Origin of the sequence: Calothrix sp. PCC 7507, assembly GCF_000316575.1 — a bacterium.
Lineage (GTDB): Bacteria > Cyanobacteriota > Cyanobacteriia > Cyanobacteriales > Nostocaceae > Fortiea.
In genome coordinates, this window is sequence record NC_019682.1 from 4,816,713 (window position 1) to 4,840,691 (window position 23,979).

17 protein-coding genes are annotated in these 23,979 nt (G+C 42.3%); 12 read left to right on the plus strand and 5 right to left on the minus strand.

What is annotated here, in order from left to right; translation table 11 throughout:
• The first annotated feature begins 174 nt into the window (after positions 1-174).
• The gene (gene yvcK / locus CAL7507_RS20545) at positions 175-1,545 is read left to right on the plus strand and encodes a gluconeogenesis factor YvcK family protein (protein WP_015130416.1); all 1,371 of its coding nucleotides are present in this window, start codon (positions 175-177) and stop codon (positions 1,543-1,545) included.
• Positions 1,542-2,006 carry a bifunctional alanine racemase/tRNA (adenosine(37)-N6)-threonylcarbamoyltransferase complex ATPase subunit type 1 TsaE gene (locus CAL7507_RS20550; protein ID WP_015130417.1) on the plus strand — a complete coding sequence of 155 codons (465 nt, stop codon included), beginning with the start codon at positions 1,542-1,544 and terminating at the stop codon, positions 2,004-2,006. The genes yvcK and CAL7507_RS20550 overlap by 4 nt, the downstream gene beginning before the upstream one ends.
• A gap of 1,073 nt (positions 2,007-3,079) precedes the next feature.
• On the opposite strand, the gene CAL7507_RS20555 is transcribed toward CAL7507_RS20550, so the two are convergent.
• Positions 3,080-4,402 (minus strand): dihydroorotase, encoded by a 1,323-nt coding sequence (locus CAL7507_RS20555; RefSeq protein ID WP_015130418.1) that lies wholly within the window; start codon positions 4,400-4,402, stop codon positions 3,080-3,082.
• A gap of 245 nt (positions 4,403-4,647) precedes the next feature.
• On the opposite strand from CAL7507_RS20555, the gene lepB (CAL7507_RS20560) reads away from it, so the two are divergent.
• From lepB (CAL7507_RS20560) to CAL7507_RS20595, 8 genes are all read left to right on the plus strand, one after another.
• Positions 4,648-5,301 carry a signal peptidase I gene (lepB, locus tag CAL7507_RS20560; protein WP_015130419.1) on the plus strand — a complete coding sequence of 218 codons (654 nt, stop codon included), beginning with the start codon at positions 4,648-4,650 and terminating at the stop codon, positions 5,299-5,301.
• 40 nt (positions 5,302-5,341) lie between these two features.
• The gene (gene lepB / locus CAL7507_RS20565) at positions 5,342-5,956 is read left to right on the plus strand and encodes a signal peptidase I (protein ID WP_015130420.1); all 615 of its coding nucleotides are present in this window, start codon (positions 5,342-5,344) and stop codon (positions 5,954-5,956) included.
• Positions 5,957-6,177: 221 nt separating this feature from the next.
• Positions 6,178-6,960, plus strand: a complete 783-nt coding sequence (locus CAL7507_RS20570; RefSeq protein ID WP_015130421.1) for an MOSC domain-containing protein — start codon at positions 6,178-6,180, stop codon at positions 6,958-6,960.
• Between the two features lie 1,138 nt (positions 6,961-8,098).
• Positions 8,099-10,345, plus strand: a complete 2,247-nt coding sequence (locus CAL7507_RS20575; RefSeq protein WP_015130423.1) for an ATP-binding protein — start codon at positions 8,099-8,101, stop codon at positions 10,343-10,345.
• Complete coding sequence (locus CAL7507_RS20580) at positions 10,342-12,177, plus strand: EAL domain-containing response regulator (protein WP_015130424.1); 1,836 nt, start codon at positions 10,342-10,344, stop codon at positions 12,175-12,177. The genes CAL7507_RS20575 and CAL7507_RS20580 overlap by 4 nt, the downstream gene beginning before the upstream one ends.
• 76 nt (positions 12,178-12,253) lie before the next feature.
• A complete protein-coding gene (locus tag CAL7507_RS20585; protein ID WP_015130425.1) occupies positions 12,254-13,576 on the plus strand; it encodes a response regulator in 1,323 nt (440 codons plus the stop codon).
• Between the two features lie 201 nt (positions 13,577-13,777).
• Positions 13,778-14,962: a circadian clock protein LdpA gene (ldpA, locus tag CAL7507_RS20590; RefSeq protein ID WP_015130426.1), complete on the plus strand. Its 1,185-nt coding sequence runs from the start codon at positions 13,778-13,780 to the stop codon at positions 14,960-14,962.
• Positions 14,963-15,002: 40 nt separating this feature from the next.
• Complete coding sequence (locus CAL7507_RS20595; protein ID WP_015130427.1) at positions 15,003-16,739, plus strand: R3H domain-containing nucleic acid-binding protein; 1,737 nt, start codon at positions 15,003-15,005, stop codon at positions 16,737-16,739.
• A gap of 169 nt (positions 16,740-16,908) precedes the next feature.
• Here the strand turns inward: CAL7507_RS20595 and CAL7507_RS20600 are convergent, their stop codons facing one another.
• Positions 16,909-17,538: a hypothetical protein gene (locus tag CAL7507_RS20600; RefSeq protein WP_015130428.1), complete on the minus strand. Its 630-nt coding sequence runs from the start codon at positions 17,536-17,538 to the stop codon at positions 16,909-16,911.
• Positions 17,538-18,221, minus strand: coding sequence for a LuxR C-terminal-related transcriptional regulator (locus CAL7507_RS20605; protein WP_015130429.1), 684 nt, complete (start codon positions 18,219-18,221; stop codon positions 17,538-17,540). Before CAL7507_RS20605 ends, CAL7507_RS20600 begins: the two co-directional genes overlap by 1 nt.
• A gap of 101 nt (positions 18,222-18,322) precedes the next feature.
• Here CAL7507_RS20605 and CAL7507_RS20610 point away from each other — a divergent pair, with 101 nt between their 5' ends.
• Together CAL7507_RS20610 and CAL7507_RS20615 are read left to right on the plus strand one after the other, a co-directional pair.
• Positions 18,323-18,979, plus strand: coding sequence for a DUF3386 domain-containing protein (locus CAL7507_RS20610; protein WP_015130430.1), 657 nt, complete (start codon positions 18,323-18,325; stop codon positions 18,977-18,979).
• A 216-nt stretch (positions 18,980-19,195) separates the two neighbouring features.
• Positions 19,196-21,628: an ATP-dependent helicase gene (locus tag CAL7507_RS20615; RefSeq protein ID WP_015130431.1), complete on the plus strand. Its 2,433-nt coding sequence runs from the start codon at positions 19,196-19,198 to the stop codon at positions 21,626-21,628.
• A gap of 360 nt (positions 21,629-21,988) precedes the next feature.
• Here CAL7507_RS20615 and CAL7507_RS20620 read toward each other — a convergent pair whose 3' ends face one another.
• Both CAL7507_RS20620 and CAL7507_RS20625 read right to left on the minus strand, forming a co-directional pair.
• Positions 21,989-22,873: an NAD(P)-dependent oxidoreductase gene (locus CAL7507_RS20620; protein ID WP_015130432.1), complete on the minus strand. Its 885-nt coding sequence runs from the start codon at positions 22,871-22,873 to the stop codon at positions 21,989-21,991.
• Positions 22,874-22,947: 74 nt separating this feature from the next.
• Positions 22,948-23,562 carry a hypothetical protein gene (locus CAL7507_RS20625; protein ID WP_015130433.1) on the minus strand — a complete coding sequence of 205 codons (615 nt, stop codon included), beginning with the start codon at positions 23,560-23,562 and terminating at the stop codon, positions 22,948-22,950.
• Between the last annotated feature and the right edge of the window lie 417 nt (positions 23,563-23,979).

Consider the following 23,979-nt stretch of genomic DNA (forward strand, 5'->3'; position numbering starts at 1 on the left):
GGGTAGGGTAATTTCAGACTTTATACTTTAGGTTGACTGGGAATACGGGCAACTTTGAGGACTTGCTCACAGTCTTATGAGATTAAAAAATGTAATAGTTACACCCTTGGTCTTCAAACCAAGTAGTGTACATTTTCTGTTAATTATTATTTGTACCACTGCTCCGAACCAGGTATGTCAATTGGTTTTCTCAGACAAGCCCTCAACGCACTGCAACGGCAGTCGCGCAGCCGCACTTCCCATCGGGTTAACCAGTGGTTTAAATGGTTGTCCCCTGGACTGTCAGTCAAACGTTGGTTGCTAATCAGTGTTGGGGGTGTAGTACTAGTCAGTTTGGGATTAGCTATTTGGATTAAGTTAAGCCCCATTTTTTGGGCGATAGAGTTGCTTAAAGGGTTTCTGGGAGCGATCACCAATATCTTGCCCAACTATATCAGTGGACCATTAGTGATCCTGTGCGGCTTGTTGTTGGTACTTTGGGGACAAACCCGCACCGTCGGCTCCATTACTAAGGTGCTAAGACCAGAAGGTGAAGAAGAACTCATTGATGTCTTATTGGCACACCGTAGACTGTACCGAGGTCCCAAAATAGTAGTGATTGGCGGTGGTACAGGACTTTCCACCTTACTGCGGGGACTAAAAACCTCCAGCGCTAATATTACCGCTATCGTCACTGTAGCCGATGATGGCGGGTCTTCTGGTCGCTTGCGCCAAGAATTTGGCGTTCTACCCCCTGGCGATATTCGCAGTTGTTTGGCAGCGCTGGCAGATGAAGAAAAGTTATTAACGGAATTATTTCAATATCGCTTCCGGGCTGGGGATGGGTTAACTGGCCACAGTTTTGGTAACTTATTTTTAACAGCCATGAGTGAAATTACTGGGGATTTAGAACTAGCAGTTGCTGCTAGTTCTAAAGTCTTAGCGGTGCGAGGACAAGTGTTACCCGCAACCCTCAGTGATGTTCGTCTCTGGGCAGAATTGGCTGACGGACGACGCATTGAGGGCGAATCTAACATCCCCAAAGCTGCGGGGAGAATTGTGAAAATCGGCTGCATTCCGGCTAATCCACCCGCATTGCCAGCCGCTATTAAGGCAATTAAAGAAGCTGACTATATTATCATTGGGCCTGGTAGCCTTTATACTAGCTTGATCCCTAATTTGTTAGTGCCAGAAATTGCTGATGCGATCGCCCAAACAGCAGCACTCAGGATCTATATCTGCAATATTATGACTCAACCTGGAGAAACTGAGGGTTATAGTGTTGCCGATCACATCCGCGCCATTGATACCGCCGTGGGACACAGGCAGTTATTTGATGCTGTACTGGTACACAAAAAATCTCCTTCAGCTAAATCACTGATTCGCTACGCTCAACAAAATTCCCATCCCGTTTTCTTAGATCGAGAAGCTGTAACCCAGCTAGGGCGGCGGATTGTCCCCGCTAATGTCTTGTTTGAAGATGAAACAGGTTACGTGCGCCACAATCCCGAAAAACTAGCACGGGTGTTGCTCCGGTGGTACAGTGGAGCGCATAATATCAAATGAAAATTTCGCTTACAGATGCACAAGCAACCCTAAATTTGGGTGTTACTTTTGGCCAAACCTTACCTCCTAGCACTGTAATTCTCCTGGAAGGTGATCTAGGTGCTGGCAAAACTACCCTAGTACAAGGCATTGGGAAAGGCTTGGGAATCACCGAACCAATTGTGAGTCCCACTTTTACCCTGATTAATGAGTATACAGAAGGGCGCTTCCCCCTTTATCATTTGGATCTATATCGCTTAGAACCACAAGAAGTAGCTGCCTTAAATTTAGAAACCTATTGGGAAGGTATGGAAGTTGTACCAGGAATTGTGGCAATTGAGTGGGCAGAACGATTACCCTACAAGCCAGATAGTTATGTCAGTGTATATTTGACTTATGGCAAAGAGGGCGATCGCCTAGCCGAAATTAAACCATACAATTGTGATATTTCAATTAAATCAGCGAACAGTTTAGACTCGTAGCAGTTTGCCGCAGGATACAGTTATCACGGTTTCAGTCGGGTATTTAACCCAGGTAAGCCACCACTTTTAGATGTGGAGGACTATGGCTATCAACTGATACTTCTCTGCGAGAAGCTACGCCCTAAGCGTTGGCGCAGCCTCTCGTAGATAAGCTATGCCGTAGGCTTTACGCTCAGTACAAGCAACTGATAACTGATTCTATCTGCCGCTACCGCGCTCGTCTTCGTTACAGTAATTAGTTAACATTGTTATCTTAATTATTCAAGAATGAGTGAAAAATTGTTGGATGAAAAAGGCACACGCAATTGATATCTACTAGCTGCATTACCAGGGTATGTAATCACTAGCAGATGTATGATCATTTGACTCAAAATATCTGAATAAATTGATTTTATTGCAGGTGATATCTAGCAAAATGCAGATTTTTTAAATACCTGCTTGGGAGGAAATATCAGTCGAAGACAATGTTGCTTTCCCTGAGATATAGGTGAAGATTTTTAATCTGGTTACATGGAAACAGCAACTAATACACATTCAAAATTCAAACTTAAGAGATTCGGAAGTCATAAGTGTTTCCAGATTGAAATCTACCGCATTCTTTTTTTAAAAGTGTAATCAGAAGTTAAAAAACAACTGTTATTACTTTATGTATCAAGCATATAGAAACTATTTTGGCTTGAACACAGAGTTTTTACATAACTTGCCTTGATCAGTTTGACCGACTTAATTTTATCTAACTGTTTAAATAAAGAATAGATATCGTTGAATACCCATAGCTAGTAGGCGAATGTTAAATCTTGATGATGTTTTGCATTAGTTATCTAACTTTGTATGCGTATACCTAGGTTGATGCTGAAAATCTATAAAACTAACCCTAATAAAATAATGAGTAAAATTAAAATTATTTAACTCTGTAGGAAAGATATTCTTATATCTGTATATGTAGCTATTACGGAAGCAAGTTTTTAAGAATAAGGGATGTTCGCGTATTTATACGCGAACATCCCTTATTTACACAAGATGATTAGGGTAACTTTTTTTGAAGTTGCTACTTGCAAGCACAGCATTTCTATTTACTCCAAGAAATTCAAGGCTTGACCACGGACTGACTCATTTACCTTACCCTGGTCATAAACAATTTCACCACCAACAATAGTTTTGACAGCCCATCCGGTAAGGTTCCATCCTTCAAAAGGACTCCAACCACATTTAGTCAACAATTCTTCTTTGAGAACTGGGCGGTAAGTCTGTAAATCTACAAGCACTAAATCAGCATCATAACCAGGTGCGATCGCTCCCTTATTGGGAATACCATAAGCAACAGCTACAGCCTTGGACATCCAGTGGGTAACTTGGGCGATCGTACATTGCCCCGCCATCGCTGCTGTTAACATCAAAGCTAAGGAAGTTTCCACACCGGGCATTCCCGATGGACTATTGGGATATGCTTGGGCTTTTTCGGCTAATGTGTGTGGTGCGTGATCTGTGGCGATAAAATCAATCACACCATCGCGCAAAGCTTGCCAAAGGACTTCGTTATCGTGGGGCGATCGCAAAGGTGGATTCATCTGTGCTAAAGTGCCAATTTTTTCATAGGCGCTGGTATTGAGCAATAAATGCTGTGGCGTCACCTCGGCTGTCACCCAACTCGGTTTCTCCTGACGTAGTAAGTCGGCTTCTTCCGCCGTGGACAGATGCAAAATATGCAGCCGACGTTGGTATTTTTGAGAAAGTTTTAAGGCGAGTTTAGTTGCCAACAGTGCCGCTTGATTATCTTGAATTTGTGAATGCACTGCGGGATCATGGATATCGGCAAATTCCTGACGGCGTTGGTTAATTCTCGCTTGGTCTTCAGCATGAACGGCAATTAAGCGATGTCCTTGAGCAAAGATAGCTTCTAATAGCCCTTCTTGGTCAACCAACAACTGACCATGCATTGACCCCATAAAAATTTTAATTCCTGGTGTCGGCTTTGCTTCGAGCAAGTCTGGCAGATTCTCTGCTGTTGCCCCAATAAAAAAGCCATAATTAACTAGGGACTTTTGGGAGGCACGCTGTAATTTATCGTCTAAAGCTTGTTGGTTAGTTGTCAAAGGGCGTGTATTCGGCATTTCCAGAAAAGAGGTTACTCCTCCTTTAGCACAAGCACGACTAGCCGTAGCCAAATCTTCCTTGTGTTCTAGTCCTGGTTCTCGGAAATGTACCTGTGGATCGATGACTCCTGGCAACAAAGTTAACCCTTCTGCGTCAACTTCTGTAGTGGGTGTGGTAGTAGAGATTTGTGGTGCAACTTCGACTATTTGGCGATCGCGCGTCAGCAAATCCCCGACCATTAATTCACCATCAGGTAGAATGATGCGAGCGCGACGAATCAATAAACTTTTTTGAGATGACATGGAGTTAACAGCTTCAAAATGGAGAGTTATAGATGACAGAGAACTATTCTTTTAGGTTAAACTTGGTTGCGCTCTCCGTAGTCAATTTTTGGTCACAAGTTAAAAAAAAGTTTATTTTTGACCATGAATAGCTCTATCAAGTTATCCACATAACTAGAAAATCTAACTTCTCCCGTTAAGATTAAGAAATAAAGTTCCCCTGAGCGAGTTAACTACCTGGATCTTTTCTTTACTTCAGTAATTTCATGCAAAATCAAGTGTCTGATAACAACTCTAGTCAACAACCCGATCATTCCTGGATCGCAGAAATAGGTAGAACAGTTGTCTTAAGTATAGTTCTAGCCTTGGGAATTCGTACTTTTGTTGCCGAAGCTCGCTGGATTCCTTCTGGCTCTATGGAACCCACCCTACACGGTACCCCAAATCAATTAGAAGCAGACAAGATCATTGTTGATAAGTTGAAGTATAAATTTTCTCAGCCACAACGAGGGGACATTGTGGTTTTTTCGCCAACAGACGAGCTACAAAAAGAGAAGTATCAAGATGCTTTCATTAAACGTGTAATTGGTTTACCCGGAGAAAAAGTAGAACTGAGGAATGGTAGGGTCTATATCAACGATAAACCCCTCCCGGAAGAAAATTACCTGAGTTCAACCCAACGCACTATAACGGAAGTTTGCACCTCAGGACAGCAGCCACCTTTCTTGGCGAAACCCCAAATCATACCCGCAAACTCATACTTGGTGCTAGGAGATAACCGTAACAACAGCTACGACGGACGCTGTTGGGGTGTTGTCCCCCAAGAGAAAATTATCGGTCGTGCGGTACTGCGTTTCTGGAAACTCGACCGCATTGGGAGCATTGATAAAACACCACTATATCCACAAACCACTCCATAAAATAGGCTACCAAACATAAGGTCAGAAAACAAAATGTTGTATGCTCAATGTCAACATTAAGATCATCCTACAACGCGCTATCATAGCGTCCCTAGGAGCTATGGGTTTATGTGCCCTTGCTTTTGTTATGTTTAGTGAAGCTCGCTGGATTCCCTCTGGTGCTATGGAACCTACCCTACATGGCACTCCCAACCAGTGGGAAGCAGACAAGATAATTGTTGATAAGTTGAAGTATAAATTTTCTCAGCCGCAAAGAGGAGATATTGTAGTTTTTTGGCCAACAGACGAGCTACAAAAAGAGCAGTATCAAGATGCCTTTATTAAACGTGTAATTGGTTTACCTGGAGAAAAAGTAGAACTGAGGAATGGTGGGGTCTATATCAACGACAAACCCCTCCCGGAAGAAAATTACCTGAGTTCAACCCAACGCACTGTAACTGAAGTTTGCACCTCAGGACAGCAGCCGCCTTTCTTGGCGAAACCCCAAATCATACCCGCAAACTCATACTTAGTGCTGGGTGATAACCGTAGCAATAGTTACGACGGACGTTGTTGGGGTGTTGTCCCTCAACAGAAGATTATCGGTCGTGCTGTAGTGCGTTTCTGGCCACTCAATCACATTGGGGGAATTAATAAAGCGCCACTGTACCCATAGTTAACGATTATCTATAATGGTAGAAAATTCTGGTTTTTGCAATTAAATAATTTTGGTAAAGTGGATAAGTAAACGCAGCAATTTTAATTTAGGATTTTGCCTGGAAATGCCTAATCTAAAGTCCCACACCACAGAGCATTTTTGAGGTAAATGAGGTATAAATGTAAGGGCAAGCGTCCCTGTGCCCTGACAATCTGCTGTAATTAAATCTATCTGTCGCCATGCCGTACCTAGCCAAAATTTTACTCTACCCGGTTAAATCACTGGATGGCGTGGAAGTTGAAAACGCCACAGTCTTGGCTAGTGGGGCATTAAAATCTGACCGAGAATTTGCTATTTTTGATGATTCACAAAACTTTGTAAATGGCAAGCGTCATGCCAAAATCCATTTACTACGGGCGCAATTTACACTCTTCAATAGAACTATCTCCCTACAAATCCCAGGTGATGACGCGCAACAAATTTTCCATCTGGATGAGGAGCGCAAAGCCCTAGAAGCGGCTTTGAGTGATTTTTTTGAGTTTGCTGTCAAATTGCAACAAAATTCTTTAACAGGCTTTCCTGACGATCTCAACTCGCCGGGGCCAACGGTGATTAGTACAGCAACTTTGACAGAAGTGGCTTCTTGGTTTCCCGATGTGAGTGTTAATGAAATGCGCCGTCGGATACGTGCCAACATTGAAATTGGGGATGTACCACCATTCTGGGAAGATCAGTTATTTAGCGCAGAAAGTGAGACAGTCTCTTTTCGAGTAGGAGATGTGCATTTTTTTGGTGTTCAGCCATGTAAGCGGTGTGTAGTCCCGACACGCAATCCTGACTCGGGTTTAGCTTACCAAAGCTTTCAAAAAACATTTGTGCAACAGCGACAAGCAACCTTACCAAGCTGGGTGGCTGCGTCGCGTTTTCGTCACTTTTACAGCTTGAGCGTCAACACACGATTACCCATATCGGCTGTGGGGAAAACTTTGCAGATAGGTAACGAAGTTCAAATTATTTCGTAATTTAATTAGCGTTTCTTAAACTTAAACAGCAAGAAGTAAAAAAACTTGGTTTTTCCTCTTGGCAAAAGATTATTTTTGGGGAAATTCTCAGATTTTTTTAACAAGATACTTGGATAAGACTATAGGAATCCGGTTTGATTTTTGAACAAATCTAAGTATCTGTAGGGGAGCCACCCTTGTGCGCGGTGAGCGCAGCCACACGTGCGTCTGAAGCACCGGGTGGACTGCCGAATCCGGAGGGGTTTCCCGTGTTGAGAGGAGTGGCGTTGGGCAATGCCCAGCATATCCTCGTTTTGTAAGGCATAGCCCTGCCTACATGTAGTTCAAAAATCAAATAGTAGCCCTCTATAGTACAACAAGGCAAAAGTAACCCTTCCCTACGGGATGCTGCGCGTAGCTTGCTTCCACGAAGTGGTACGACTGCGCTCAGGGTTACACCGAGCGAAGCCGAGGTGTAAAAAGAAAGAATACTTATACTGCAAGCTTTTTACCTATTTCAGATGGTTGGTTTATTTAGTCCAAGCTGTACTAGAGATATTGGCACTGGCTAAATAAGCCAATGCATCAATAAGGCAATATTTTGGTATTAATGGTAACAAATACCATAGAATCACATGCTGTAGTTTATTATTTAAATCTCCAGGATATAGAGATGTAATCTTGAATGAGTGTAAATATATTTTGCAGTTTATCTGAGAAGATTTATAGATGCGTTGTCAGCTAAAACTGGGCAAATTAAGGTGTTATAACAAAGCATGAAGATTAAGTGCGGGAGGAATTACGTCAGGCAAACAGGCATATTTTAACTCAGTACTGCTATATTTTTCGTATCTAATAAGGTGATGCACTCATGGCTTTTCCTGGGAAAGTTGGTACTAACTCTTATATCGCTCGTAGCTTATATAGCAAGAATTCTCCTATCGCAATCCGCTTTGAGTTTTGAAAAAATCTAAGTATTTGTAGGTAGGGCTATGCCTTACAAAACCCGTATCTGGTGGGCAGTGCCACCCTACTTTTAATTCAAAAATCAAATAGGAATCCTATAGTTGACAACTGGGGATAAAATCAAACAACAATGTTATCGAAACTTCAGACTATCAAATCCTTCAGATGCTTAATTGAAAAACTTTATCTCAAGATGTCACTTAAATATGTTTTAATTGTGCCATTCGTGTGGCAAATTTGTAGTTCTGTAGTGGTTGTGGGGAATTTTTCATATCAAAATGGACATAAAATAGTCACAGAACTTGCAACTCAGGTAGAAAATGAAATCTGCGATCGCATCGAACTTCTCCTCGATAGTTATTTAACAACTCCTCAGTCAATTAATTTAGATGCAGTTGAGTTGGGATTGCGAAATCTTTCTGACTTAGAAACCACGGGGCATTATTTTTGTCAGCCAATACAGATTTTTAATATTGGCTACAACAAGTTTGCTAGCCTTCAAGATAACTTGATCGGCATTGAACGCGCAGAGAATAGCAACCTGTTGGTCAACGAAATTTCCCAAAAGTATAGGATCGATCAAACTATCTGGCTTTACATAATAACCTTTTTAGTAGGTATACAATTGGGAATTTTGACTGCTTACTCATTTATCAAGCCAATTTTACAATTAAATAGATCATCTCAAAAAATTGTTCCTAGTGAAGGAAATGGGGATTTTGAGAATGAGAAAAGTTGCCAATGCCCTATACCCAATCTCCAAAGCGACAGCGGGATGAGTTTTCCCGTGGCTTTCGGTGAATCGAGAAATGTTGCTATTGCAATCGCTACTTTTGGTGACATGAGCAAATGCAAACAAACCACACAATTATTCTTAGAATCACCAGAAAAAAGAGAGACTCAAGAACTGCTCAAGGTTATTAATCAACTACAAAATACGCAAAAAGAACTAATTCAATCCCAAAAAAATGCCACCAGAGGACAAAAAGTTGCCGAGCGAGCCAACCATGCTAAAAGTGAATTTCTGGCTAATATGAGTCATGAATTGCGTACTCCACTGAATGTTATACTCGGTTTTGCTCAAGTGATGGGTAATGATAATTCTTTATCAACGGAACATCAACAAAACCTAGCAATAATTAATCGTGCTGGTGAGCATCTCCTGAATTTAATTAACGATATTCTCGAAATGTCTAAAATTGAAGCTGGCAGAACTGTATTGAATGTTAACAGTTTTGACTTACTTCGGCTGCTAGCAAGCTTGAAAGAAATGTTACATTTCCGTGCTGCTGCTCAACACCTGCAACTAGTTTTTCAATATGCTGCTGATCTTCCTCAATATGTGCAAACTGATGAAGGCAAATTACGTCAAGTCTTGCTTAACTTGTTAGGAAATGCCATTAAATTTACTCAGACTGGGAGTGTGACGCTCCGGGTGAGAATGGAGCAGGGGGAGCAAAATCTTCCTCATCTCTTCTTTGAGGTACTTGACACTGGCCCTGGAATTTCTCCAGAAGAAATAGACCTGTTATTTGCAGCTTTTGGGCAAACTGAAACTGGAAGAAAATCACAACAGGGAACAGGATTAGGTTTAGCAATTAGCCGCAAATATGTACAACTAATGGGTGGCGATATTTTTGCCACTAGTACGCTTGGTGTAGGCAGCCGATTTGCTTTTGATATTCAAATCAACCTAGCACAGAAAAGCGAAATTCAGACTTATCAAAATCAAGGCCATGTTATTGGTTTAGCACCCGCTCAACCAGAATACCGGATCTTGGTAGTTGACGACGCTACAGATAGTCGTCTTGTGCTAGTTAAACTACTAACATCCATTGGCTTTGCTGTCCGAGAGGCTGTGAATGGACAAGAAGCGATCGCTCAATGGTTAGAATGGCAACCACACCTGATATTTATGGATATGCGGATGCCCGTTATGGATGGCTACGAAGCTACGAGAGTGATTAAAGCCAGAAAAATTGGGTATGGGAATCATGCTCCATGCCTCATGCCCGCTTGTCCTATTATTATTGCTTTGACTGCCAGTGCCTTTGAAGAAGAACGACAGAAAATTTTGTCAACAGGTTGCGATGATTTTATTCGCAAGCCATTCGCCCAGAACTTATTACTAGAAAAAGTTAGCGAACATCTAGGTGTAAAATATATCAGCCAATTAGAAACTGCAAATATCACAGTTGCCAGTCAACAAACACAAGTTTTGCCCAGCGAAGCCGAACTCTTACGGCATTTGTCACAAATGCCCCCTGAGTGGCTGGGAAATTTGCGTCACGCCGCAGCTAGTTGTAGCGATGGCATGATTTTAGAGTTGCTTGGGCAAATTCCTGCAGATCAAAGTCAACTTCTCCGACTTTTCAGGGATTTAGCAAACAACTATCAATTTGAGAAAATTATGGAATTGACTAGAACCAACCCAGAATGAATCACGAGCGGTTAGACCTTGATAAAAAAGATATTTTGCTGATTGACGACATGGCAGACAATCTGCGGATTTTATCCTCGCTCTTGACAAAAGAAGGATATAACGTCCGCAAAGCTTTGAACTGGCAAATGGCTTTAACTGCTTGTCAAACAGTATTACCAGATTTAATTTTACTTGATATTATGATGCCGGAGATTGATGGTTATGAAGCTTGCCAGCGTTTTAAAGCGAGCGAGCTAACTGCCAATATTCCGGTGATTTTTATTAGCGCTTTAGATGATACCTTCGATAAGGTGAAAGCTTTTCGGGTAGGAGGTGTAGACTACATTACCAAACCGTTTGAGTTAGCAGAAGTCTTAGTGCGTGTACAAAGTCAACTAAAATTGAGATCGGCGCAACTAGAAATTCTGAAGCTCAATACCGAATTGGAACAAAGAGTAAAACAGCGCACGAGTGAGCTAGAAAAGGCTTTGCAAAAACTCCAGGGAGAAATCACATCCCGCCAGCAACTACAAAGTAAATTGCTAGATATCGCGTTGCATGACTCATTGACTGGGTTACCAAACCGCGTGTTGTTTATTCGCAGACTAGAAAAAGCCCTAAATCGTGCTAAACAAGATGCTAATTATCAGTTTGCTCTACTTTATTTAGACTGCGATCGCTTTAAAGTTGTGAATGATTCTCTAGGTCATTTGGTAGGAGACGAATTACTGATAGCGATCGCTCATCGCCTGAAAACATCAGTAGTACCAGTTGGTACTCTAGCTAGATTGGGTGGCGATGAATTTGGTATTCTTCTAGAGAATCTCACAGATATTAGCATAGCTATTCAAGTCGCAGAGCGTATCCTGCAACAGCTATCACTGGCTTTTAAGCTGTCCAGATATGAAGTATTTATGAGTGCCAGTATTGGCATCGCCTGGGGTAATAAAGAATATGATCGTCCAGAGTATTTGTTGCGAGATGCTGACACAGCAATGTATCGTGCTAAGGCTTTAGGAAGAGTCAGATATCATATTTTTGATCCAGCAATGTATCAAGAAGCTATCCAGCTTTTAGAGTTAGAAAATGACTTGAGAAGGGCTGTTGCACGGCGAGAATTCCTTGTTTACTATCAGCCAATTATTTCCCTGAGTACAGGCAGAATTACTGGATTTGAAGCCCTGGCGCGTTGGCAACATCCCAGTCGCGGTTTGATCTCTCCCATAGAGTTTATTCCTGTGGCAGAAGAAACAGGTTTGATTGGTGCTATCAACCTCTGGGTATTACAATCAGCTTGTCATCAACTACATCTCTGGCAAAATCATCCAGCAATATCAGAAATAATAACTATTAGTGTTAATTTGAGTGCGCGGTTGTTTTCCCTGCCCAACCTGATAGCAAAAATTGACGAAATAATTAATGAGACCAACGTAAATCCTGCTAACTTAGAATTGGAAATTACAGAAAGTGTAATTATGGAAAATAGTCAAGCAGTCAAAGCCATTCTTCAGCAATTACAAGAACGAAAAATTAAATTAATTATGGATGATTTTGGCACAGGCTATTCTTCTTTAAGTTACCTACATAGTTTTCCTTTAAATGCACTCAAAATTGACAAATCTTTTGTTAAACGTATGCTAGAAAACCAAGAAGATATGGGCTTAGTGCCAGCGATGATTAGCATTGCTGAGTCAATGGGGATGAGAGCGATCGCCGAGGGGGTTGAAACTAGAGAACAGTTAGCTCAGTTGCGAAGTCTCAACTGTGATTTTGCTCAAGGATATCTGTTTTCTCAACCTATAGAACAGCAATTAGCTCTCAATTTACTAACTAGAGCGCCTCAATGGTAATCATTGCATAGCATTTGGCATGAAGATTAAAAATAAATATTTATCACAGAATTAAAAACATAGAGTTTTATACAAAATGCTTTTAAATCACAAAAAAAACCATAAAGGCAATATTTTGGTGGTCGATGATACTCCTGATAACTTGCGTCTGTTATCAGCTATGTTAACATCCCAAGGGTTTGAAGTTCGTAAAGCTTTAAACGGTAAAATGGCGCTGACCGCATGTCAAATGGTTTTGCCAGATGTGATTTTACTTGATATCAATATGCCAGAAATGGATGGCTATCAAGTTTGTCAAAAGCTCAAATCTGACGCAAAAACTTGTGAAGTGCCAGTGATTTTTATTAGTGCCTTAGATGATGTATTAGATAAAGTTAAAGCCTTTGATATGGGAGGCGCTGATTATGTTACTAAACCTTTTCATGGAGCCGAGGTGATATTACGAATTGAAAATCAGATAAATTTACGTTTGCTGCAAATTAAATTACAAGAAAAAAATTTTTTGTTGCAAGAGGCACTTGATAATTTGAAAGCCGCTCAGGTACAACAAATCCAGAACGAAAAAATGGTGGCACTGGGACATTTGGTAGCTGGAATTGCTCATGAAGTTAATAACCCCATTAGTTTTATCTATGGCAATCTCCAATATGCTAGTCAATATGTGCAAGACTTAGTAAATATAATTGAGTCCTATCAGCAGGAATATCCTCAACCTACTCCCAAAATTCAAAAGCTAGTTAAAGATATAGACCTGAATTTTGTGATTAAAGACTTACAAACTTTAATGGGTGCGATGTATAGAGGTTCTGATCGTATTCGAGAAATTGTGTTAGCACTACAAAACTTTTCTCGGCACGACGAAGCCTTGATGAAGCGGGTGAACATCCATGAAGGTATTGACAGCACTTTACTGATATTACAACATCGACTTAGACAAACACCAGGCTATCCTCCTATTGTGGTGGTTAAAAATTACGGAAACTTGCCTTTAATCACCTGCTATCCTAGTGGACTGAACCAAGTATTTATGCACTTATTGAATAATGCCATTGATGCCTTAGAAGAGTTGATATCTAAAGAAAAAACAACTGAACATCTGCAAATTCAGATTCGTACACAGGCGACAGAGTCTAATACAGTCAAGATTGCGATCGCCGATAATGGTCTAGGTATAGATGAGTCATTAAAATCGTGTCTATTTGACCCATTTTTTACTACAAAACCTGTGGGCAAAGGTAGTGGGTTAGGATTGTCGATTAGCTATCAAATTGTCGTGCAAAAACATCGAGGACAGATCACTTGTTCTTCATCACCAGGACAAGGAGCAGAGTTCACAGTGGAAATTCCGATCGCCCAACCTGAATACTTAGTTGAAAATAATACTGAAACCCTTAATTAAAATACTATTCGTTATAATTATTAATATAAAAAAAGCCACTACGTTTTGCACACAAACTACAGCAAAACTCTTTTCTAGCGAAGGTACGCAGCCAAAATCACCCATACAAGATTGACAACTCAGAATCCAAGATGAGGAAATCGGGATTATTTATCCATAACAGACTACTATTTTCAGTCACATACAAAGCATAATAGAGAAGTGACTGATCTGTTCGCCCCTTTACAATCCCTAAAAGCAGGGCACTGGTTTAAGCTCATTTGCGGAGCCAGTTTCCAACATTTGCCAGCGGTCAGAAGTTTAACATTAGCCTACACTTTGGCAGGTGCTGACTGCATAGATGTGGCAGCTGATCCAGCTGTAATTACAGCAGCGCAAGCAGCGCTAAAAGCAGCTCAGAATCTAGCAGAGGATGCTCAGGCGCGAGGCTTTGGCTACAAAGGCAACTCACCCTTTTTGATGGTCAGCCTAAATGATGGAGAAGACCCCCATTTCCGTAAAGCAGAGTTTAATTATACTGAGTGCCCTACAGATTGCTCTAGACCCTGTGAAAAAATTTGTCCGGCACAGGCGATCGTGTTTGACAGGATAAAAGATGACTTTTCAGGAGTTATTTCACAAAAATGCTATGGCTGTGGTCGTTGCATACCAATTTGTCCATATGATAAAATTTATACAAGCTCATATATGTCCACGCCGGGAGCGATCGCACCATTGGTAATGTCAACGGGAGTAGATGCCATAGAAATTCATACACAGGTAGGGCGTTTGGCTGAATTTCAGCAATTGTGGCAAGCGATTTCACCGTGGGCTGACCAACTAAAGGTATTAGCCATTAGTTGTCCCGATGGCGAAGGCATGATTGACTACCTGCAAGCACTGTATGAGACGATTAACCCCTATCATTACGCCTTAATTTGGCAAACCGACGGCCGGCCAATGAGTGGAGATATTGGAGATGGTACCACAATAGCGGCGGTGAAATTAGGACAAAAAGTTTTGGCAGCCGAGTTACCGGGATATGTGCAGTTAGCAGGAGGCACTAACAGCTACACCGTTGCCAAGTTAAAGGCAATGGGACTCCTCAACAATTTTAGATTGCCGATTTTAGATTTTGGATTGGAAGACATCAACCCAAAATCCAAAATCGTTCGACTGAGCGAAGTCGAAGTCCAAAATCCAAAATCTAAAATTTCTGGGGTTGCTTATGGTAGCTACGCCCGTGTACTACTGTCACCAATTTTTGAACAGTTAGAGAATAAGGAGGTAACTAACAACAGTATCAAGGCGAATATCCGCCTGGAAGAAGAACCAGAATTGCTCTGGCAAGCTGTAGAGCTTGCCCATTCCCTCGTTTCCCAGCTCAAGTCACAGCAGGAGCGCTAATCGCTCATTCGTTATCTCTAAAAACGTCACCATAGAAAGCATGACGATTACAGAAGATCTCCAAAAGTTGTTAGACATTTTGCCCCAAGGCCTGCGACAAGTACTAGAGAATCATCCCAAACGAGATATTTTAGTAGAGGTCGTCTTGGATTTGGGCCGTCGTCCAGAGGCTCGCTTTCCTCACCAAGCGGAGTATCTAAGTGAAACGCCCGTCACTCAAGAACAAATAGATGATTGCATTGAGCGAGTCGGAATTTTTGGCGGAGATAATCGGGCAGGAATTGAGCAAACATTGCATCGAATCAGCGCCATCCGCAACCGCACTGGCAAGATTATTGGTTTGACATGTCGCGTCGGTCGAGCGGTATTTGGCACTATCGGCATGATTCGCGATTTGGTAGAAACTGGTAAATCGATTCTCATGCTAGGTCGTCCAGGAGTCGGTAAAACTACTGCACTACGGGAAATTGCCCGCGTTTTGGCCGATGAGCTAAATAAACGAGTGGTGATTATCGACACCTCCAACGAAATCGCTGGAGATGGTGATGTTGCTCACCCAGCAATTGGCCGCGCTAGACGGATGCAAGTCGCCCATCCTGACCAACAGCATCAGGTAATGATTGAGGCAGTAGAAAACCACATGCCAGAAGTCATTATCATTGATGAAATCGGTACAGAATTGGAAGCTTTAGCCGCGCGTACCATTGCGGAACGGGGTGTGCAATTGGTAGGTACTGCTCATGGTAATCAGATCGAAAACCTGATTAAAAACCCCACCCTGGCTGATTTGGTCGGGGGTATCCAAGCTGTGACTCTGGGAGATGACGAAGCGAGACGGCGCGGTAGTCAAAAGACTGTTCTGGAACGCAAAGCCCCGCCAACTTTTGAGATTGCTGTGGAAATGTTAGAACGGCAACGCTGGGTAGTACATGAAAGTGTAGCTGACACAGTAGATAATCTACTCAGAGGTCGCCAACCTAATCCGCAAACTCGGACTGTAGATGACGAGGGTAAAGTTTCTGTGGCCAGACAGTTGGCGGTGGTTAACGGTCGCGGTCCACACTCAATATTTGCAGAGGATGCCTCACCACCAATGCGACCATCCAACGGCTGGCGCTCATCAGGACAAATGGTAGCATTGCCACCCTTTTCTTTAGAGCGTGAGCGAGTGACTGGACGCAGTGAGTTTGACCGCTTGCTGGATGAATCCTTTAATTATTCCGAAGCCGTTGATTTTGATGCCACTAGACAGCCGGGGCCAAATGGCGAAGATTTGCCACTACATATTTACCCCTATGGAGTTAGCCGCCACCAACTAGAACAAGTGATTAGCGTGCTAACTTTGCCAGTGATATTGACAAAAGACATTGATAGTGCAGATGCAATTTTAGCACTGCGATCGCATGTCAAAAACCACGCCAAATTAAGGCAAATGGCCAAAGCTCGCCACGTACCCATCCACGTAATTAAATCCAGCACCATACCGCAAATTACCCGTGGCTTGCGGCGCTTGCTGAACATGGATGACCCAGAACTAGGCGATGACCGCGAACTACAACTGTTATTGCACAGTGGTAGTGAAGACGAGATTGACGCTTTAGAAGAAGCTAGGCTAGCAGTAGAGCAGATAGTGATTCCTAAAGGACAGCCAGTCGAGTTATTACCCCGTTCTTCCCAAGTCCGCAAAATGCAGCATGAGTTGGTAGAACACTATCGCCTCAAATCCGATAGTTTTGGCGAAGAACCAAATCGCCGCTTACGGATTTATCCCGCGTAACCTCACAAAAGGCCCTGTCTACTCGTGGAGAGGGTCTTTTGGATATATTCAGCTTTTAATCAAAGCTTCTGGGATACAGACGCAAGAGACAGCTAAGTTACTGGTACAAAAAGGTTGAAATCTGACGATCGCACTTAAGGTAATTGATCTCATTTTGAGGTGTATCGCTTTATTTAACAGCCACAGGTGCGACAATAATTCCTGCCAAAATTCGCAGCAATTCTTCTAATTCTTCAGGAATGCGATAAAGTTTTATGTCTTGGGAAATCAATCTTTCTTGGCGATGAAATCTACCAAACCGCCAATCTTCTCCTGTGGTCACGGCACCATAGAGGATTGGCGTTTCTGATTGCGTCCATTGGTCAAGGGCAATTAATTCTACTGCTAATTGGGTAAAACCTCGACCTAAATCAGATTGTTTAGCTTCAACTACTAACATTCCCACGTCGCCGTTTATATAATAATCAAAACTCCCTTTGAGTTGTTCATTAACATTAATTGGGTATTCAATATTTAGTTGAGTGTGAGTTTCTGCACAAATTTCTATCAGCGTCGGGGCAATTAACACTTCCCGTCTGGCCATTTCACTTATGGGGTTGACGTAAGTTAGATTTCTTTGCAAATAGTGACTTAAAAAATCTAGACAGTTGAGATGATTTGCATATTTTGGTAAATCTAACCGTTGACGTTCATATCGACAATTCAATTCTGCAAGAATGTCACCTGGTGTATAAGGTAATTCAAAATATTTGCTGAATGTATAGCTCGTCCCAGGTTGCAGAATACGCGGGCGACTCATCAATTAATCCTCGCTGAAACTAGAATATCTTGTAGTCGTGCCACCATCTCCGCACGGGCTGAAACCTTAAGCTTACGGAACATCCTTTTCAAAGCTTGCTTGACAGAATTTTGACTAATCCAAAGTCTAGCGGCGATTTCGGTGTTAGTTAAGCCTTGGGCTACAAGTTCAGCGATTTGTAACTCGCGCGGTGTCAAGGGACAGGCTAACGAGGGTGGGAATGTTTTTGGTTGCGCTCTGAGGGTAGCAAGTTTTGTGGATAAATGAATGCATAAAGCACTGAGGTCAGCTAAATCATTACCATTAAATGGCGGATTCCCCTTGGCGCGGGCTAAGTTAAGAGTGCCGACAAGACGACCATCGCACACAATTGGGCCAGTCATCACGTGTTCATGGTCAGAACGGGGGCAAATATCTTTCCAGTCTCCTGGAGATAAGATTAATTGTTCATGAGCGGGGGCGTGGCGTTCAACTACATAGCGTCCGACTGGATTGCTTTCTAAGCATACGGCTGGAATGCTTTGAGCATCTATCTCGGCTGTTGATTGGTCATTTAGGAGATAAATTCCCCAACGTTGCACGCCAAAATGCTGGCCAACTGTGTCTTTGAGAGCTAGTTTAAGTTCTTGCTCATTGCGGACATTGGCGATCGCTTGAAATGCAGCATGAAGAGAATTAGCCATAAGTGTACCCAGTTGGGGACTATGCGGGGCTTCATAATTACCTCTATGCTAATACCAGCAAAAGCAAAAAGCTAATATCACTAGTGGCTACAGGTAAAAATATGACAGTTACACAACTTTCAGCTCAGGAACTTTTCCGGGCTGCTTATGAAAACCGTTACACTTGGGACAAGAATTTTCCTGGCTACACCACCGATGTCACATATAAATATGACGATCAAGTATTTACAGCTAAAGTTCGCATCAACGCCGATTTGAAAGCGGAAGTGTTGGACATAGAGAATGAGCAAGCCAAACAAGCGATTCACAATCAAGCTTGGGAAATTGCCATTCACCGCATCCGCCGCGCCTTTGAAGACAACCACAGCGCCAATACTTTTAGCTATGGCGCGACAGCAGAAAATGGTGCTGTGGAAATTTTGGTTGGTGGTAAGTCAGATGGCGATAAGTACAAAGTCCATAATAATGAAGTCAGCCACGTTCACCGCCTGATCCACGGGACTTTTGTGACTATTGACACCTTCAGCAGTCACAACACTGGGGAAGGCTACCTATCCCACACTTATGACTCTGTATATCATGACCCCAAAACCGGGGAACAAAAGGGTGGTAGAAGCGAATTTACTGATGAATATGAAAAAGTTGGTAAATACTTCATTCTGAATCGCCGCGAGATTCGCACCGAGACAGCAGGTAAAATTTCCACTCAGGAATTTATCTTCTCGAATATCCAGTTGCTGGAGCCTGTTGTAGCTTAAGCTGGATTTTAGATGATCAATAAAAGCGATCGCACCCAGACAAAGATGTGATCGCTTTTATTTTTGGTGTTTCGAGTCAAGCTCGTTCTTTCTGATAGCGGTTCTCGGTTGGATGCAACACTTCGGCTGCGCTCAGTGACATACAGTCGAGGGCGCGGAAACCCCACCCCTTGTATCTACAGGCTTTGCGGTTAAAAAAACGTCTAAAATTTAATCATGTCAGACGCTAATTTTACTGCTCCTGTGTCTTCAGAATCTCTCCACTCAGAACTATTACAACGATCGCCTGTGTCGTCCCTACGTACAGAGGCGATCGCCCGCATTCGTAATAGTCTCCGCCCTGGACAACAACAAATGGCAGATTGGTACGCTGGGCCATTGGCTGTTTCTGCTGTCCCAGGTGCGGGTAAATCTACGGGGATGGCGGCGGCGGCGGCGATCGCTATTGCGCGTCAATATGAAAATGCTGCCCAGTCCCGCCCCTCTTCCCGTCGTCAGTTGGTGGTTGTGACTTTTACACGCTCTGCTGCTGCCAATATTAAAGCGAAAATCCGCAAATATTTACGGGATGACTTATCTCTCCCACAAACGGGCTTTTTTGTCTATACGTTGCATGGTTTAGCGTTGAATATTGCCAGCCGTCATCCCAATTTATCCGGTTTGCAGCTAGAAAATGTCACATTAATCACACCAACCCAGAGTCATCGCTTCATCAGGACTGCCGTAGAGCAATGGATTAACAACAATCCCAGACTTTATTTGCGATTGTTAGAAGGTAGCCAATTTGACGGAGAAGAAACAGAAAGGTTGCGTCGTCAATCGGTGCTGCGGACGGAAGTATTGCCAGAATTAGCGACTACAGTAATTCACGAAGCCAAAAGTTCTGGTCTATCGCCAGAAAAATTGCGGGAGTGGAGTCAACAAACCACGGATGTATATGGGATTTTGAACGTAGCCGCCGGGTTATATGAGCAATATCAGAATTTAATGCGATCGCGTGAATTCATCGACTACGACGATATGATTTTAGCGGCACTGCGCGTCCTCGACAACGACAGCGCCCGCCGCATCGAGCAAAACCAAGTTTTCGCCGTCTTTGAAGACGAAGCCCAAGATTCTAGTCCCTTGCAGACGCAGTTGTTAGAGATTTTGGCAAGTGATGGGGGTGATGGGGGAGTAATGAAAGATTATTATTCACCCTCATCCTCCTCCTCTCCCTCATCTTCAATCAACTTAGTGCGAGTTGGCGACCCGAACCAGGCGATTAACTCTACTTTCACACCAGCTGACCCGATTTATTTTCGGCAATTTTGCGAAGAATGCGATCGCCTGCAAAAACTCGCAACAATGGATCAAGCTGGTCGTAGTACCAGAATTATTATTGCCGCCGCTAACTTTGCGCTGGAATGGATCAACAGCTTTTATGGCAGCAAAAATCAACAAGCTCCCCCTGCCCCTCTCCTCCCCTTCCGTCCGCAACACATTCGCCCAGTTGACACAGGCGACCCCCAGCAAGATGCTAATCCTGCACCAGTGGGACGGGGACTAGAACTGTATACACCTCGTGATATTCATCACACCATCGAGTTACTTTCCCAGAGGGTGATTGAGTTATTTGCCCAAGCGCCAACACAAGTCAGTGCAGCAGTTTTAGTGCGAGAAAATCGCCAAGGAAGATGGTTGGCAGAAGCACTGACACCAGTCTGCAAAGAGCATAAAATTACACTTTATGATGTGGGAGAACGCGATCGCCGCTCTCATATTCCCCAAGAGATATTAGCATTATTGCAATTTTGCGATCGCCCCCATTCCCCCGACTACCTCAAAGCCGCCCTTGAAGTCTTGGTAGGGCGTCAATTGATACCTACCCAAGACCTCAATGTCCTCGCTAGTTTACCAGAAGACTTTTTGTATCCAGGTCCCTTAGCACAACCCCAGTCAGAGCCAGTACAAAAAGCCTCACACCTGTGTCGTAGCTTACTCCGTGCCCGGTTGGAATTGCCCATTTACCACCTAATTTCTTTCTTAGCCTTGACGTTAAATTACGACCAAGCAGAATTAGCCACGGCTGACAAACTCACAGAACGGGTAAATCAGCAAATAGCTGGTAATAGTTCAATGGGGGCGATGTTGTCAGCTTTAAGTGAAATCGTCAGTTCTGAGAGGTTTGAAGCTGTAGAAGCAGAAGATTTAGAAGCCCGTTACACCCGGAATGGTCAACTGACTATTATCACCATGCATAAAGCCAAAGGGCTAGATTGGGACTATGTTTTTCTCCCCTTTCTCCACGAAAACTTGATTCCTGGTCGGTTTTGGGTGCCGCCCCAAAGCCAGTTTTTAGGCAATTTTACTTTATCGGAAGTAGCTCGTGCCCAAGTGCGTGCAGCACTCCACGGTGAATCTGATATACCCGATGTCAGCCAAGCTTGGGAACAAGCAAAACACTTAAAAACTGCCGAGGAATATCGGTTACTCTACGTAGCGATGACACGCGCCAAGCGCCTATTGTGGATGTCTGCATCTCAAAAAGCACCGTTTACTTGGAGCAAACCAGAGAACTTACAAGAACAAGCGCCATGTCCAGTGTTTCCAGCATTAAAGCGTCAGTTTCCTGAGTTTGTAGTGAACTTGGCAGCGATGGTGAAATAATAGGATGAAATTGAGGAGCGATCGCACTTAAATATAGCTGTTCCCAATAAAAGTGAAGTACAAAAAACCTCACCCTCAACTCCTCTCCTTAGTAAGGCTACAGTGTACACACAAATCGAATTTCTTTTTAGATCCGGGTTTTGCCCCCCTTATAGGGTTTAGCAGTGCTAAACCCCCATGAAAGATGTATTTTGTTTATCACGCATATTTTGCATTTCCTGTCAATGCGTAAGTCCTATAATCTAGCCCTTTCAAGGTGGTGAAATTCGGAACGAAAATTGGTTATTTCAACCTTTAAAAATCCCAAAATCTGAGCGGATAACTTAGGATGATCACACTAAAGCAACGTATCTTCGTTTGTCACCTTGAAAGGGCTAGTCCTATAATCTCTAATAATTCTTGTCGTAATGATAGAGGTTTATATCCTAACTCAAATGCTTTAGAACTATCCAAAGAAACATCTGGTGGTCTAGGTGCTGCCATTTTCACATCTTGTTGTCGGCAAGCTTGAAGATTTGTGACAGGGAGTTGGAATATTTCTACTAATAACTGTCCGAAATGATAGCGAGAAATTCTTTCTTTTCCACCTAAGTGTATGTATCCGTTAACTTTTTCTAGAGCTAATAAAATTCCTTGAGATGCAGTTGTTGCACTCACTGGTGTGCGAAATTCATCTATAAATAAATTTAGTTCTTTTCCGGTTTCTAAAGTTTGGATAAATGGCTGTATAAAGCTACTAGCTGTAGGTGTTGCCATCCCAAACATTAACGGCATCCGGCATACTGCAGTTTGGGGATATCGCTCTAGCATACCTACTTCAGCCATAACTTTTTGCTCACCATAAAGATTTATAGGACACACGGGATCTGTTTCTCGATAGGGAGCATTTAATCCATCAAAAACTAAGTCAGTTGAGGTAAAAACACAAGGAATAGAGTAATCAGCACAAAGTCCAGCTATATCGCAAGATGCTGTCACATTAATGGCTTGGGATTCTTGAGGGTGAGTTTGGCAAAAATTCGGTTGAGATTGTGCAGCAGTATGAATAACTGCATCTGGATTAATATCACGAAATATGCGCTTAAGTTCTTGAAAATCTGTCAAGTTAGCCTTCAGAGTTTTCATGCCAGCAATTTCTATGCTATGGGATAAATAAGTGCCATAAACTTCCCATTCTTGTTTTGTAATTTGGCAAATATGCCATCCTAAAAAACCACTAGCTCCAGTAATTAGTAATTTTTGCATATATAAACATGAGCAAAAACTGCGCTCAACAATTTAGTTCTAAGCTATATTTCATTAACTGCCTCCAATTTTTCTTAAGCTATAAAAACTCTCAGATTTTCTTCCTTAGTCAAAATTTTCAGCAAAGCTACTACGCCGATTTGGGTAGAAACAGCATCAGCATTCCATTTACCATCGCTGGTGTATTTACCACTAGTGTAGAGATTAGTACCTGACCATAGATAAGGAGTGAGAACTTCTGGATGGTACTGCCTATAACCAAAACCGTTGTATTTCTCAATCTGCCACAGTTGGGCTGATAAACTCCAATCTTTTACTTTGTCTAAGTCTTTTTGTACCAAGGCATCAATCGCACTCTCTTCCCAAGTGTATCCTACTTCCCAACCATTAATTGGGTCGGCAGTTGGTCTACCTACTGGTACGTTGACCGTACGTTTTTTGAGTGAGTCACCATTGTGGAGATGTCTGGTGAATTTGAGGGAGGATTCCATATTGTGGATGACTGCAATAAAGTGCCAAGGCACATTAATTTTCTGCTGTAACGCTTCGTAACGAGGACGATTTAAACGGATTTTTGCAACTATCTCTTGAGTAAGGTTTAAATTTTCTGGCTGGATGTTGCAGCTATTCCAAAGCTTCTGATATTCCGGTTTTAGATCACGAAGACGAAGTGGTATTTCTGCTGTCATTTTCGTTGCACCTCAGTGATAGCACTAGATTTTTTTTAGTATCAGGGTTCTAGCTGAGATTTTTCTAGTTCTTAATTTTTTATACAAAACATTAAGTTCTTTCGGAGTCATAAGCTAGTTGCCAATACTACATTTTTTAGGTGATATTTTAGGGAAAAAATCCCAAAATCAGTGTAAATTTTTTTATACAAACAATATTTTATTTTGAAAACACTGGATTCATGGTACATAAAATTAATTTTTATTGATGAATTATTTACGTAAAAATACGCAAATATTTAGGAAAATAACAAGTAAATGACCAATTATCTAGTATATTTTTTTACTAGATTAGTATACTGAGACTAAAGTATAGATGTATATGTAATAATTTCGTTGAGGATTTGTATCTAAGGATATACTCTTAAACTGAATCAA